Below are 15125 nucleotides of genomic sequence, written 5' to 3'. Positions count from 1 at the left end.
TATTCCTTGGATATGTTGCATCTTTAAAAATACAAAAAATCTGATTTTCTTACAAATTTTTTACTATATTTGTTAGGGATATTGTGGGGTTTTTTCACAGTCTGACGTTGGCAGTAATTATAAAAACAAACAATATGAAACAATCAATTACCTTTTTATGTGCTTTGTGTTTTATTATAAATATAAATGCACAAGTAACCGTCTCAACAAATGATTTCAAAATTTTAGATAATACTAATTGGGAAGGAACTTTAACATATATTGACTATCAATCAGGTAAATCCACAGATGTAGCGACTACAATGCAAGTCAAAATAACAGAAAAGACAATCGAACAGAATATTCAATATGTTTGGGAGCCAGATAAAAATGTTATGGCTATAACTAAAATCAAGAGGAATGGTAAATTTATAGGGAAACAAAAAGTAGTTTCTAAAATAGTTAAAGAAGATGGCTCGGTGCAAATTATAACCAAAGCTAAAGGAAAAGATGACGGAAAAAAAGCTACTTTTTATTACACGTATGAATTTGATTCAGAAAATTATAGTGTTACCAAAGAAGTTCAGTTTCCAAATTCTGACGAACGTTTTATGAGAAATAGTTACAAGTATAAAATTTTAACTGATAAAAAATGATAACTACTGCCAACAGCGTGTATAAGAAATAGCGGGTTTTGTGTAAAATCAAAGGTCAGTATTTTTAATAAAGTCAGTGCCAAATTGAAAGTGAAGTGCTTTTTAATCCGCTACTTCTCATAAACGCAAAACGTTGTGCACAATACTATGAAAAAAATCGTTAAAATATTAGTATTCAGTTTTTTAACACTAATTTCAACAGGTTGTAAGACTACTAAGAATAGTGAAAACCCGAAAGAAAATGCTCCGAAAGTTGAATTTAGTTCTTATGACTTTGGAGAAAGTGAATTTCCGAAACAAAAACGCGAAGTAAATGATTTTGAGTTTGTTTTTTCAGTAGAAGAATTAGAAAAGTTAACTAGAATAATTAGAGAATTTGAAAAAAAAACCTCTAATCAAATTGCAATTGTATCAATAAAATCTATTAAAAGTTATGATGATTTTGATAAATACGCACTTGATTTATCAAATAATTGGGGTGTTGGACAAAAAGGAAAAGACAATGGTTTGACAATTGTCTTTAGTAAAACATTGAGAAAAATTAGAATTTCAACTGGAACTGGAACAGAAAAATTTTTGAGTGATAAAGATTGTATAATAATAATAGACGAAACTATAATTCCTGAATTTAAAAATGGTAATTTCTATGATGGAATTGAAAAAGGTTTATATCAATTAATTGAGAAATGGAAATAAGTACTGTGCACAACAGCTGTTCCTATGTAAAGCACCATAAAGTTATTAACAACTTTGAGTAAGGGTTATATTTCGTTTTTTTTCTTCTCAAGTTAATATTTGTCTATAACACTTTGTTGTAAGTTGGCAACTTTCTAAAAAAAACAAACACAACATTAAAAAGTAAAAAAAAGACTTCCATTACTGAAAGTCTTTTAATATAGTAAGGTTTGTTTTTTATTTTTTTGCTTCTGGTATAGCATCCAACAACTCAATTTCAAAAATTAAGTTACTCTTAGCAGGTATTGGTCCAGAACCTCTTTCGCCATAACCCAATGCGTAAGGGATAAATAAAGTAGCTTTTTCGCCAATATTTAAATATCCTAAGCCTTCTTTAAAACCAGCAATAAATCCATACTGTCCTGCTGTGGATGCTAAAGGATTATAACCGTTGGCTTTATCGCGATTTTCGTCATACGTTCCATTAGCCATTGCTACTTCTTTAATGCTACTGTCAAACAATGTACCATCCTCTAAATACCCAGCATAATGTATGTACACTTTAGTACCGTCTTTTGGTTTTTCGGACTTCGTTTTTTTAGTAATTACATATTCTAATCCAGAGGCAGTTTTAATTTTCTTTTTGGCAAGTTTTTTATGAGCTGCCAAATTCTTTTTTACAATTTTACCATACTTAGATAAATATTCAGCCTTTTTAGAGGCAGTAATCGAATCTTGTTTTCTTTTTTTGGCAAGTTCTAAGGCAATTTCTTTTCTTTGTGCTTCTCTAATTTCTTCAAAGTAGCTGTCAAAAACCTTTGGAGCATCAAAAGCTTGAGCAGCAGCACCATTTCTAACAATACCAATCGAACCAATAATGTCGTTTTGTACAATTTGATTCACTACATCCATACCAGAAACCACTTCGCCAAATACAGAATGTTTATTATCCAACCAAGGCGTTGCCACGTGTGTAATAAAAAACTGCGAACCATTAGTAGCCGGTCCAGAATTAGCCATTGATAAGATTCCAGGCTTGTCATGCTTTAGTGTAGGGTCAAATTCATCTTTAAATTTGTAACCTGGTCCGCTAGTTCCTGTTCCAGTTGGGTCACCACCTTGAATCATAAAGTTGTTAATTACTCTGTGAAACTTAATGCCGTTATAAAAAGGTTTGTTTTTAAACTTAGCTTCAACATTAGTATTGGTTCCTTCGGCCAACGAAATAAAATTGGCTACAGTAATTGGTGCTTTTTCATAAGCCAACTTAATAGTTATTATACCTTTATTGGTTTCAATTTTTGCAAAGATACCATCTTCGGTTTGTGAAAAACTTGTAAATGAAACCAATAAAATTAAAATAAAGATATTTTTATATTTAGTAATCATGGGTATTGTTTTTTGTTAAAATTATTTTTTTTCAAGCATTTCAATTTCAAAGACTAAGTCGGTTTTTGGGGGAATTGGTCCATTACCAGCTTCACCATAGCCCAATTGATAAGGAATGTAAAGCAACACTTTGTCTCCCAATTTAATGTTGTCAAAACCTTCAATAAATCCAGGAATTAAACCTTGTTTGTCTCCATAAGTAAAAGGAAAAGCTTCATATCCGTTCTGATTTTTTCTACTTTGATTAAATAGGGCATAGTTTTTCGCAACATCTTCATAATTAGTGTCAAAAAGTGTTCCGTCTTCCAAATAACCGGCATATTTAATAAATATTTTAGTTCCAACTTTAGGCTTTGCACCATTAGAACTTTTCAATACTTTAATTTGCAAACCACTTGCTGTTTTTTTTGCGGACTTTTTATTTTCAGCAATATACTTTTTCATTTCTACAACTACAGAATCTTTTTTAGCTTCCATAATTTTATTCTGAGCTTCAATTTCTTTGTTTAAAATTTCTTGTTGTGCATAATAGTCTTTAAATACTTTTAATGCATCAAAGCTTTTGGCACCTTTACCATTTCTTATGATGGTCACTTTGGAAATAACATCACCTTGAATAATGGTATTTACAATTTCCATGCCTTCTTTTACTTCTCCAAAAACGGTATGAACATTATCCAACCAAGGCGTTTCTTTGTGTGTAATAAAAAATTGAGATCCATTAGTACCTGGACCTGCATTAGCCATGGATAAAATTCCAGGTTTAGAATGGGTTAAAGAATCGTTAAACTCATCTTTAAATTTATAACCAGGACCTCCTAAACCATTCGCGTCAGGATCACCGCCTTGAATCATAAAATCATTTAAAACTCGGTGAAACGTTAGTCCGTCATAAAAAGGTTTTCCTTTGTATTTTTCATCTACAAAAGGATTTTTTCCTTCAGCCAACAATACAAAGTTAGCTACAGTGACGGGAGTTTTTTCATATTCAAGAGAAACTATAACATCTCCTTTTGAAGTTTCCAATAAGGCGAACATTCCTTCACCCAATTGATCATTGTTTTTTTCACACGACAGGAATGAAAAAATAAGTAATAAAAGACCAGCTTTAATTGTTTTCATTTTCTTTTTTAGAATTATCTGTTTTTATATCGTTTAATGTTACGGTACACAATAAAGGTTCGTTTGTGCCTATTTTGTTATCATCTCCATGATAGCCATAAGCTTTATGAGAAGGAAAAAGAAACGTTACTTTTTCTCCTTTTTTCATGGTTTTAATTCCGTCTCTTAAACCCAACAATACATCCTCTTTATCTACATAATAAACTTTAGATTTAAGTTCTTTTTGCGAATAAATCAGTTCTTTATTTAGGTTTCTGATTTCGTAATCAAAATAAGCAATTTCACCTCTTTCAGGTGTTTTGGTAGCTTCATCTACTTTAGTATCATAACTGTACCAATAGCCTTTAGGAGAAACTAAATACTTATTTAAACTATCATTTTTAATAAATTGAGCAATACGAGTTTCTTCTTCTTTATTTAACTTTTTATTACGTTCTATAGATTCTTGTATAAAAGTCCCCGAACTTTCAGAAATTGGTTTTCGTGCTTGTTGCTGTTGCGAACAACTGACTAACACGATTAAAAACAATAGTAAGCTTATTCTTTTCATTGTATATTTTTTTCTTCGGCTAAAATAGCAATAAATTTATTTATAGTTTCCTCTAAGGATAATAAAGATTTTCCACCGGCTGCATTAATGTGTCCTCCACCATTGAAATGATTTCTTGCAAATTGGTTGACATCAAAACTGCCTTGCGAACGAAAAGATATTTTAACGATGTTTTCTTCTTTGTTTTCAATGAAAATCGCAGCAAAATCTATTCCTTTGATGCTTAAACCGTAATTTACAATTCCTTCAGTATCGCCCTTTTGATTGTTAGCACTGTCCAGTTCTTCTTGTGAAAGAGTAATATAAGAAGTTTTGTATTCAGGAAGTACGACTAAATTATTCAAAGCTAGCCCTAAAATCTTTAAGCGATTCATAGAAGCATTGTCAAACAAATTATTGTGTATTTCAGAATTGTTAATGCCTTTATCAATTAAATCAGCCACAACTCTGTGCGTAGTTCCTGTGGTTTTTGGAAACCTAAAACTTCCCGAATCTGTAGTAATTCCTGTATAAATACAAGTCGCAATGGTTTTGTCAATGTTTTTATTATATCCTAAAGCAGTGATAAAATGATACACCATTTCACATGTAGAACCATAATTAACATCCGAAAACGTATATTTGGCATAAGCATCAGGTGCTTGATGATGATCAATCATTACCATTGGAATGGTAAGTTGTTCCAAATAAGCAGCCATAACATCACCCGTTCTATGAAGGGCATTAAAGTCTAATGTAAAAATTAATTTACTACTAGCAATTTCTTTTTTAGCTCTGTCGTTTTCTTTTTCAAAAACTAAAACATTATCGGCATCAGGCAACCAAGCTAAAAATTCAGGAAACTCATTAGGAGCCACAACTACAACCTGATGGTCTAATTGTTTTAAAAAATGATATAAAGCTAATGTAGAACCCATAGCATCACCATCAGGATTTCTATGAGGAATAATGCTAATTTTTTTGGGTGATAAAAGATTATTTTTTAATTCTTGTAGTTCGTTTGCTTCAAACATTTTATATTATTTTGTGATGAAAATTCCAATTCCAACGGCTAAAATACCTAAAATTAGTGATAAGGTAATGTATAAAAAAGCCGTTTGATAATTTTGATTTTGTAAAAGAGTCATGTTTTCTAATCCAAAGGCAGAAAAAGTGGTAAAACCCCCACAAAATCCTGTCACGAAAAGTAATTTTAAAGTTTCATTTTCATTTTGATGTTTAGCAAAGTATCCAATTAGTATCCCAATTAATAAGCAACCTAATACATTTACTAAAAGCGTTTGAATGGGAAATGAAGTAGTGTTTTTTTTATGTACGAACCAATGAATTAAATATCTTAATGTACTTCCAAAAGCTCCTCCAATGGCCACTAAAAATAAGTTTTTTATCATTTTTTATCGAATTAAACTAAAATGCCCTCTCACAATGCGACCATTTATAAATGTAATTACATACCAATAATCTGTTGCAGGTAACTTAAAGCCACCAAAAGTACCGTTCCAACCATTTTGATTGGCCCTGAAATTATAAATTAATTTTCCATAACGATCAAAGATACTAATAGTTGTTCTAGGTTGCAAAGCCAATAGCGGTACAAACCACAAATCATTTTGTCCGTCTCCGTTAGGTGTAAAAAAATTAGGAGCATCTAAAATCTGAAAATCTTGAGAAGTAATCCCGCAACCTTTGGTGTCTTTTACATAAGCAGTATAAGTACCATGCTCTAAATTCGTAAATAAATTGCTCTCTTGATAAGTAATACCATCAATAGAATATTCATAAGTTCCACTTCCTGTTGCAATAATTTGGGACGTATTGTTATCGCTAAAATCATTCACAATAATATCTGTAATAGTAGCTTCTTCGGAAAGTGTTACGGTGAACAATTTTGTAGCCGTACAACCGCTTGAATTGGTAACGGTAACGCTATAATTTCCAGGAGCTGTAATTGAAATTTGAGGCGTTGTTTGAACGGGTGTTGTATTCCAACTGTAGGCGTCAAATCCATTTGGAACGGATAAAATAAGAGAATTAGTACCACAAATAGTTGGGTTTTCGTCGGCACCAATATCAAAAGAGGTAATTCTTAGAATTATAGCAATTGGTTGATAACAGTTTTGAATGTTGGTTATTTTAGCATAAATAACTTGTTCGTATGGATTTAAATTAACGTAATTATTTGGCAATTCAACCGGATTTGAAAGCGAATCAAATAAGCCAACCGTAAAATTAGGCGGTAGATTTTGATACACCTGACTTTTTATAAAGTCCATGTCAAAAGTGGTTAATCCATCTTGAGCGCCCACAACATCACAAAAATTAAACAAGGTTTGATTGGTTAGGAATTGTGGAGCATATTCAATTTCAATTTCACTAGAAGTATAAGTGCAAATTCCATTGATTAGCATTTCTAATTTATAAATTCCAGCTTCTGAAACAGTATAATTGGCAGCAATTTCACCTGCTAGAGGCTGATTGTCTTTATACCATTGATAAGTAAAAGAGTTTGTAACAATGGCACTTAACTCTAAAGTTTCGTTTTCACACAAAGGATTTCCAGTTGCAATTAAACGATCTTCTCCAAGGTTTACCCCAAAATCAAAACTTCCTGCATCTAAAAAAATAGCCGAATCAAAACGGGCATTTCCTTCATCTGCAATTACAATTTTAATATGATAACCTGTACCAGGAGTAACATCAGCTTGAGCAGTCATTACTTTGGTTTGTCCGTTAAAATTGGTAGGATGTTCCATGCCGTTGAAAGCATCAAAATATTGTTCATTTGCTGGTGGACAAATGGTACCATTACCTCTAACAGTATTAACTTTTACAGGAATGTTTGTATTGGGTATTACGGCTAAATTAATGTAATCATTAGTTCCGTCTTCTTTTAATAAAAAAGCGAAACCATCTGTAAAATTACATTGATTAGGGGTAGGATTTAAAATGTATTGTTCGGATGAAAAAATATAATCAAAACTAATGTTATTACCAATTGGAATAAAATCAAATTCTAAAACGGTAGCATTAAAAGAATTATTTAAACCTAAAGCTTGTTGTAAATCTTGATCACCATTCCAGCCAATATTTGAGCCGTCATCGGATAATGAACTGTTTGGACCTTGTGTGTTTGCAGCTTTACCAGTACTTAAAACAACTCCATTTTGAAAAGGAAAAGCAGTTCCAGTTCCATTAAAACGGGCATAACTTTTTTCCCCATTTCCAAAATCGCCACCTGTGACTGAAAAATTAGAAACAATTGCACACGGGTTATTTACCAATACATCTTCAACCAATTGTTGAGCCGTATAGTTTTCATCTGTAGTAATGTATTGGCTGTAATTTTTCTGAGTAAAAAAAATACTTATAACCAATATCAGTATAAATTTTGTTCTTTTCATTGCAAGTGCAAAGATACTACAAATCTCTTTTCTTTACTATGTAATACGATGCAAAATTGAAAATTATTATCCAAGCAATTACTATGGCAATGGTTGAATAATGTACGCTATAATCTTTAGTGTTTTCCATTCCTATTTGTGTAGAAATAGTTCTAAAAATGCTGATTTTTGAAGCGGGTTCTACAATTAAATTCGACATCGATTCTAGGGGTAAAAAATCATATATTTTATCAATATAAGTAACATCTTCCAACTTTTTTCCTAAAATTACATATTTTAATATGGGAAAGGAAATATTTTCAAATAAATACCAAAAGAATAAAAAACCCAACGCGAATGCTGAACGTTTTACTAATATGCCTAAGAATAAACAAAAAGAGAAAAAGGCTGTAAGTTTGATAAAATAAGCCAGTAAGTAATCAATTTTTGAAAATATGATACCAAATTCAGTATAAGAAGAATATTTTAAACCCAGTATTAACGATACAACAAACACAAAAACAGTAGATGTTAATGCAAAAAATGTCACAGTAATAAATTTTGATAAAATGAATTCTTTTTTGCTCAATCCATCAATCAGATTTTGTTTTAAAGTTCCATAACTGTATTCATTAGCCATCATGGAAACTATTACAACCGCTAAAAATATTTTATAAAAATCTGCTAAATAGGTGTTTACATGCCAAATAAAAGGAAAATTAAATACGCCTTGTTCTGCAAAATTAATATGAAATGGACCAATATCAAATTGAATACTTGATAGGAAAAAAATTAAAGTAAGTAAAACAAAATAAGTAATGGTCAGTACTCTACTTGATCTGTTTTTCCATAGTTTTTGAAATTCTATATGAAATAATCTTTTCATTTTTTGAGGTATTTAGATAATGTAATACTAAAAATTTTAGTTTTTGAAATACTAGTTTTTGGAATTTGGAATTTTATTTTTTGTGAGTTTTTTTACTATTTGGTAAGTTGTAAAAATTGTTCTTCTAAACTAAGTTTTCTTTTCACCAATTGTGTTAAAATAACTTTGTTTTCAAACAGGTATTTATTTAAATCGTCTGCTTCAATGTCTTCTTTTAAATAGGCAGTTATTTTTCCGTCTTCTTCTTTACAATTGGCAATATTTGGATGATTTTTTAATACTTCTAGCAATAAAGAATTCTCTTTGGACTGTAGTTCAAAAAAGCCATCATTTTTCGACATCTCATCTACTAAACCTTCATACATCATTTTACCATATCTTAAAACAACTACATGCGAACATACTTTTTCTACTTCATCCAACAAATGCGAAGCCAGTAAAATAGTAGTTCCTTGTGATGCAATGAGTTTAATAATATCTCTAATTTGACGAATTCCTTGCGGATCAAGTCCGTTGGTAGGTTCATCTAAAATCAAAATTTCAGGATTATTCAATAGGGCAGAGGCAATAGCTAACCTTTGTTTCATTCCTAAAGAAAAGGTTTTAAATTTGGAGTCTTTTCTTTCTAAAAGCCCCACTAATTCTAGTTTTTCAAGCACTTTTTCAAAAGGAATATCTTTTATTTTACAAACCAATTCCAAGTTTTCTTGTGCAGTCATGTAAGGATAAAAATTAGGTCTTTCTATTATTGCACCCACTTTTTTCAAGGCTTCATGCGTTTCTAAAGTTCCGTTAAACCAAGAAAATTCCCCAGAAGTTTTGTTGACCACATTTAGAACAATTCCAAGTGTGGTTGATTTTCCTGAACCGTTTGGTCCTAAAATTCCGTACACATTTCCTTTTTTGATTTCAAAAGAAACATTGTTTACCGCATGAATACGTTTATTAAAAACTTTGTTAAGTTGCTTTATTGAAAGTATAGTTTCCAAGGTAGAAGTAATTTAGATTAAACATAAGACGATGAAAGTTGTTTTTTGTTACTAAATAAAAAAAACCTGCAAGTTTTCACTCACAGGTTTCTGAATATCTAATTTTTGATAATCTGAAAATCTACTTTATAGCTTCAAAACTGCGTTTCACAAAAGCTGTTAATTCTTCTCCTTTTAACAAACCTTGAGAAAGTTTGGCTAAATCTAAGGCTTGTTTTACCAATTCAGATTTAACATTTTCATCTGCTTTCAATAAGTTTGTAGCCAGCTCAGAATTGGTATTTACAATTAAATTGTACATTTCTGGGAAATTACCCATTCCAAACATTCCACCACCACCAGACTGACTCATTTCTTTCATTCTTCTCATGAATTCGGGTTGTGTTATCATGAATGGTGCCGCATTACTATCCATAGCTTCTAACTGAACGCTATATTTTTCTTTTGGAACAACAGTTTCAATTGATGTTTTTAAAGTCTCTTTTTCTTCATCTGATAATTTAGAAATTTGAGTGTCTTCTTTCTGAATCAATCTATCAATTGCATCACCATCAACACGTGCAAAAGTTAGGTTTTCGTTATCACTTTCTAATTTCTGAATTAAATGTGAAACAATCGGACTGTCTAACAACAATACTTCGTATCCTTTGTCTTTTGCTGCTTGAATATAACTGTGTTGTGCTTCTTTGTTGGAAGCATAAAGCACTACTAATTTTCCGTCTTTATCGGTTTGGATTTCTTTAAGGTTTTCTTTTAGCTCACTTAAAGTAAAGTATTTATCATCAACCGTTGGGTATAAGACAAAATCTGCTGATTTTTCATAGAATTTTGGTTCAGAAAGCATTCCGTATTCCAAAACAATTTTAATATCATTCCATTTTTTCTCAAAATCTTCACGATTTTCATTGAACAAAGATTTCAATTTATCCGCTACTTTACGAGTGATGTAGTTGGATATTTTTTTTACATTTCCATCTGCTTGTAAATAAGAACGAGAAACATTCAAAGGAATATCTGGCGAATCAATTACACCTTTTAGCATCGTTAAAAATTCAGGTACAATTCCTTCTACATTATCGGTAACATAGACTTGGTTTTGGTAAAGCTGAATTTTATCTTTTTGCATTTGTAAATCAGCCGATAATTTTGGGAAATATAAAATTCCGGTCAAATTAAAAGGATAATCTACATTTAAGTGAATGTTAAACAAAGGTTCGTCAAACTGCATTGGATACATTTCTCTGTAGAATGATTTATAATCTGCATCCGATAATTCACTCGGTTGTTTGGTCCATGCTGGATTTGGATTATTGATGATGTTGTCTACTTCAATGTATTCTGTTTTGTAATCATCAGGAGCATCTTCTGGTTTTGGTAATGCTTCTTGTTTGGTTCCAAATTTAATTGGAATAGGCATGAACTTATTGTATTTTGAAAGTAATCCTTTAATTTTAGATTCTTCCAAAAAGTCTAAAGAATCTTCTGCAATGTGTAATATAATTTCTGTTCCTCTAGCTGTTTTATCATTTGGTACTAGAGTAAATTCAGGGCTTCCATCACATGTCCAATGTGCCGCTGGTGCATCGGTATGCGATTTTGTAATTAATTCTACTTTTGAGGCTACCATAAAAGCAGAATAAAAACCTAATCCAAAATGTCCAATAACTCCTGAATCTTTGGCAGAATCTTTATATTTTTCTAAAAACTCTTCAGCTCCAGAAAAGGCAATTTGGTTGATGTATTTTTCAACTTCTTCAGAAGACATTCCCAAACCTTGATCAATGATGTGAATTTTCTTTCCTTCTTTGTCAATTTTTACTTCAATAATAGGATTTCCATACTCAGATTTTGATTCGCCAATATCAGTCAAATGCTTCAATTTTAAAGTTGCATCTGTGGCATTTGAAATAAGCTCACGTAAGAAAATCTCATGATCGCTATATAAGAATTTTTTGATTAAGGGAAAGATGTTTTCAACTGAAACATTAATTTTTCCTGTTGTCATATGTATTTATTTTAAGTTAAACATTTGAATCATTATTGACAAATAGAATACCAATTGCATGGAATATGACAAATTGACTGACTTGTTTCTACTCTTTCGAAATTAACTAGCATTTTTATTGAAAGAACTTTAACAAAATTTTGTTTAATATATTTACAAATAACTTAGACAAATTTTATACCTTTACATCATATTAAAAAATTTAATTATGGCAGTCAAAAAAACCACAACGAAAAAGAAAAAAATAGACGATAATACATTGATAAATCTATATATGGATAGCGTTTTATCTCATAATGCTGAACCTAAGAATGTGTATTTATTTTGTAAAGAAAATGAAATTGATGAAAGCGATTTTTACAGTTTTTACGGTTCAATTGATGCTTTAAAAGAAAATATTTGGATTAAATTTTATGAAAATACGGCTGCTAACTTAACTAAAGATGAAAATTTTGCCAGTTATTCAAACAGAAACAAGTTGTTGTCGCTTTATTTTACGATGTTTGAAGTGCTGACTTTAAATAGAAGCTATGTGTTTTATTCTTTGAAAGAAAATAAAAATGGCTTAAAAAATCTAAAGCAATTGAAAGGTTTAAGAGAAAATTTTAAAGGTTTTATCAAAGAAATAATTGATGAAAATGAAGAAGTTAAAAATGAAACCATTCAAAAAATAACCAAGCCATTATATGCCGAAGGAGCTTGGATTCAGTTTTTGTTTTTATTGAAATTTTGGTTGGATGATACTTCAAAAGGATTTGAGAAAACAGACATTATGATTGAAAAATCAGTGAAAGCTGTTTTAGATGTTTTAGACACCACGCCATTAGAAAGTGTAATTGATTTGGGAAAGTTCATTTGGAAAGAACGATTTAATTAGAAATGTGTTTTGCGTTAAGGATAGGAATGGCATCCTTTTTTTGCAAAAAAAAGATAGAATGGATAGCCTGACCTGAAAGGGAACGCCCAAATTTTGTAAAATATAAATTTGAAAAGATGCTGAAACAAGTTCAGCATTACAAAGGAGAGATATGAAAACATTAGATAAAATTCCGACTAATAAAATTGAACGTGCTGGTCAGTTAGTAAAAACTGGTTTTAAAGTTGGAGGCAATTATTTGGCATATTATGGAGAAAAGATGGTAAATCCGTCGTTAACCAAAGAAAAGCTGAATGAAAACAATGCCGAAGATATTTATGATGGTTTAAAAAACTTGAAAGGAAGTGCTTTAAAAGTAGCGCAAATGTTAAGTATGGAAAAGAACATCATGCCGAGAGCTTATGTAGAAAAATTTTCTTTGGCTCAATTTTCTGTACCACCTTTATCAGCACCGTTGGTTAGAAAAACGTTTAAAAAGTATTTGAATAAATTTCCAGAAGATGTTTTTGATACGTTTTCTGAAAATTCGGTGAATGCAGCAAGTATTGGTCAGGTGCACAAAGCGACAAAAGATGGAAAAGAATTGGCTGTTAAAATTCAATATCCTGGAGTTGCAGAAAGTATTGGTTCGGATTTAGCCATTGTAAAACCGTTTGCCATTCAAATGTTTAATTTAAAAGGAAAAGATTCGGAAAAATATTTCAAGGAAGTGGAATATAAACTGATGGAAGAAACCGATTATAATTTGGAATTGCGTCAAGGAAATGAAATTTCAAAAGCGTGTTCACAAATTGAAAATTTGCGTTTTCCGAAATATTATGAAGCACTTTCTTCGGAAAAAATTATTACAATGGATTGGATGAATGGCGAACATTTGTCGGAATTCACAGCTTACAATGAAGATAGAGATTTAGGAGATAAATTGGGTCAAGCTTTGTGGGATTTTTATATGTATCAAATGCATAAAATGAAACAAGTACATGCTGATCCTCATCCAGGAAACTTTTTGGTAGATAAGGAAGGTAATTTAATTGCCATTGATTTTGGTTGCATTAAACAAGTTCCTGAGGATTTTTATGTGCCATATTTTGAATTAGCAAAGCCTGAAATAATAGATAATCCAAAGCTGTTTAATGAGAAATTGTATGAATTAGAAATACTTCGTGAAGATGATTCTCAAAAAGAAATAGAATATTTTACAGGTTTATTTCACAGATTATTGAGTTTGTTTACCAAGCCATTTCATGGAGATTTCTTTGATTTTTCTGATACTGAATTTTTTGGACAAATTGCTGCCATGGGTGAGGAGTTTTCAAAAGATACACAATTAAGAAAGATGAACGGAAATAGAGGTTCAAAACATTTTTTATATATCAACAGAACATTTTTTGGATTGTATAACTTGCTCCACGATTTAAAAGCGCGTGTGCATACAAAGCAATTTGAAAAATACACTTAGTTTTAGTTTGTTTGTGTAAAAGAGCATTACTTTTTGAATAGAGTAGTGCTTTTTTTTGTTTTCAAATGATTTATATTTATTTGGAACACAGATGTAAGAAATTGCAGAAATCGAAATAATCTTTTGGAATTTAGAATTTTAAATATTGGGATTTTATTTAGTTATTGTAAATTTGTATTCTAAAATTATATAATGCTTTCCATTCAAAATATTTCATTTTCGTATTTAAAACAAAAAACAATTCCGTCTTTTTCCTTAGCATTAGAAGAAGGCAAAACTCTTGCTATAATTGGTGAAAGTGGTTGTGGTAAAAGTACATTGTTGAAACTAATTTATGGTTTACACGATTTAGATGAAGGCCAAATTTTTTGGAAGGAACAAGAAGTTTTAGGTCCAAAATATCATTTAGTTCCTGGAATGGATTACATGAAATACTTGGCTCAAGATTTTGATTTGATGCCTTTTATTACTGTTGCGGAAAATGTTGGAAAATATCTATCGAACATTGATAAAGAAAAGAAACAAAACCGAATTCTAGAATTACTAGAAATTGTAGAAATGTCTGAATTTGCCAATGTGAAAGCCAAATTTTTGAGTGGTGGACAAATGCAAAGAGTCGCTTTAGCAAGAGTTTTGGCTTTAGAACCTGAAGTTTTATTGTTAGATGAACCTTTTAGTCATATTGATAATTTTAGGAAAAATAGTTTGCGTAGAAGTCTTTTTAAATACTTGAAAGAGCATAAAATAACTACTTTAATCGCTTCACATGATGAAAATGATTATTTGCCTTTTGTGAATGAAATTATAGTTTTAAAAGATGGAAAACAAATTGCTAAAGGTACTCCAAATGAATTAATTGCAAATCCACCCAATTATTATGTAGCTTCGCTTTTTGATGATGTTAACGAAATAAAAGCTAGTTATTTTGATAAAACTTCTGATGAGTTAATTTTGATTTATCCAAATCAATTGCAAGTTGTAGAAGATTCAAAATTGGAAATTGTAGTTACTCAAAATTATTTCAAGGGAAGTCATTATTTGATTGAAGCAACTTATGATGATGGAAAGTTGTTTTTTGTGAATGATGAGGCAATTGAAGGTGGGTCAAATGTGTTTTTAAAATTGAAATAAAAAAATCCCCAATTTTTCAATTGAGGA

14 protein-coding genes are annotated in these 15125 nt (G+C 30.7%); 5 read left to right on the top strand and 9 right to left on the bottom strand.

The window, feature by feature from the left end:
- Positions 1-134 precede the first annotated feature (134 nt).
- Positions 135-635 (top strand): hypothetical protein, encoded by a 501-nt coding sequence (locus ACTF56_RS10045; RefSeq protein ID WP_438966771.1) that lies wholly within the window; start codon positions 135-137, stop codon positions 633-635.
- A 147-nt stretch (positions 636-782) separates the two neighbouring features.
- Positions 783-1331: a TPM domain-containing protein gene (locus tag ACTF56_RS10040; RefSeq protein ID WP_438966770.1), complete on the top strand. Its 549-nt coding sequence runs from the start codon at positions 783-785 to the stop codon at positions 1329-1331.
- Positions 1332-1547: 216 nt separating this feature from the next.
- Here the strand turns inward: ACTF56_RS10040 and ACTF56_RS10035 are convergent, their stop codons facing one another.
- The 9 genes from ACTF56_RS10035 to htpG form a co-directional block, all read right to left on the bottom strand.
- On the bottom strand, positions 1548-2699 hold the full coding sequence (locus tag ACTF56_RS10035) for a peptidylprolyl isomerase (protein WP_438966769.1): 1152 nt from the start codon (positions 2697-2699) through the stop codon (positions 1548-1550).
- A gap of 21 nt (positions 2700-2720) precedes the next feature.
- Positions 2721-3821, bottom strand: coding sequence for a peptidylprolyl isomerase (locus tag ACTF56_RS10030; RefSeq protein WP_438966768.1), 1101 nt, complete (start codon positions 3819-3821; stop codon positions 2721-2723).
- On the bottom strand, positions 3808-4371 hold the full coding sequence (gldI, locus tag ACTF56_RS10025; RefSeq protein WP_438966767.1) for a gliding motility-associated peptidyl-prolyl isomerase GldI: 564 nt from the start codon (positions 4369-4371) through the stop codon (positions 3808-3810). Before gldI ends, ACTF56_RS10030 begins: the two co-directional genes overlap by 14 nt.
- The gene (locus ACTF56_RS10020; RefSeq protein ID WP_438966766.1) at positions 4368-5384 is read right to left on the bottom strand and encodes a DHH family phosphoesterase; all 1017 of its coding nucleotides are present in this window, start codon (positions 5382-5384) and stop codon (positions 4368-4370) included. Before ACTF56_RS10020 ends, gldI begins: the two co-directional genes overlap by 4 nt.
- 6 nt (positions 5385-5390) lie before the next feature.
- Positions 5391-5762: a fluoride efflux transporter CrcB gene (gene crcB, locus ACTF56_RS10015; RefSeq protein WP_438966765.1), complete on the bottom strand. Its 372-nt coding sequence runs from the start codon at positions 5760-5762 to the stop codon at positions 5391-5393.
- Positions 5763-5765: 3 nt separating this feature from the next.
- Entirely contained in the window at positions 5766-7745 is a 1980-nt protein-coding gene (locus ACTF56_RS10010) for a choice-of-anchor L domain-containing protein (protein ID WP_438966764.1), read from the bottom strand.
- 43 nt (positions 7746-7788) lie between these two features.
- Entirely contained in the window at positions 7789-8637 is an 849-nt protein-coding gene (locus ACTF56_RS10005) for an ABC transporter permease (protein ID WP_438966763.1), read from the bottom strand.
- Positions 8638-8732: 95 nt separating this feature from the next.
- Positions 8733-9626: an ABC transporter ATP-binding protein gene (locus ACTF56_RS10000; protein WP_438966762.1), complete on the bottom strand. Its 894-nt coding sequence runs from the start codon at positions 9624-9626 to the stop codon at positions 8733-8735.
- 121 nt (positions 9627-9747) lie between these two features.
- Entirely contained in the window at positions 9748-11631 is a 1884-nt protein-coding gene (gene htpG, locus ACTF56_RS09995) for a molecular chaperone HtpG (RefSeq protein WP_438966761.1), read from the bottom strand.
- Between the two features lie 208 nt (positions 11632-11839).
- Between htpG and ACTF56_RS09990 the strand changes: the two genes are divergently transcribed.
- The 3 genes from ACTF56_RS09990 to ACTF56_RS09980 all read left to right on the top strand — a co-directional run bounded on the left by ACTF56_RS09990 (position 11840) and on the right by ACTF56_RS09980 (position 15098).
- Complete coding sequence (locus tag ACTF56_RS09990; protein WP_438966760.1) at positions 11840-12508, top strand: TetR family transcriptional regulator C-terminal domain-containing protein; 669 nt, start codon at positions 11840-11842, stop codon at positions 12506-12508.
- Positions 12509-12659: 151 nt separating this feature from the next.
- On the top strand, positions 12660-13967 hold the full coding sequence (locus ACTF56_RS09985) for an ABC1 kinase family protein (RefSeq protein ID WP_438966759.1): 1308 nt from the start codon (positions 12660-12662) through the stop codon (positions 13965-13967).
- Between the two features lie 192 nt (positions 13968-14159).
- A complete protein-coding gene (locus ACTF56_RS09980; RefSeq protein WP_438966758.1) occupies positions 14160-15098 on the top strand; it encodes an ABC transporter ATP-binding protein in 939 nt (312 codons plus the stop codon).
- Positions 15099-15125: the final 27 nt, after the last annotated feature.

The sequence above is a fragment of the Flavobacterium sp. genome (assembly GCF_965657075.1).
Lineage (GTDB): Bacteria > Bacteroidota > Bacteroidia > Flavobacteriales > Flavobacteriaceae > Flavobacterium.
The sequence above is the reverse complement of the archived record's forward strand: the minus strand, read 5'-3'. Positions and strand labels throughout refer to the sequence as shown.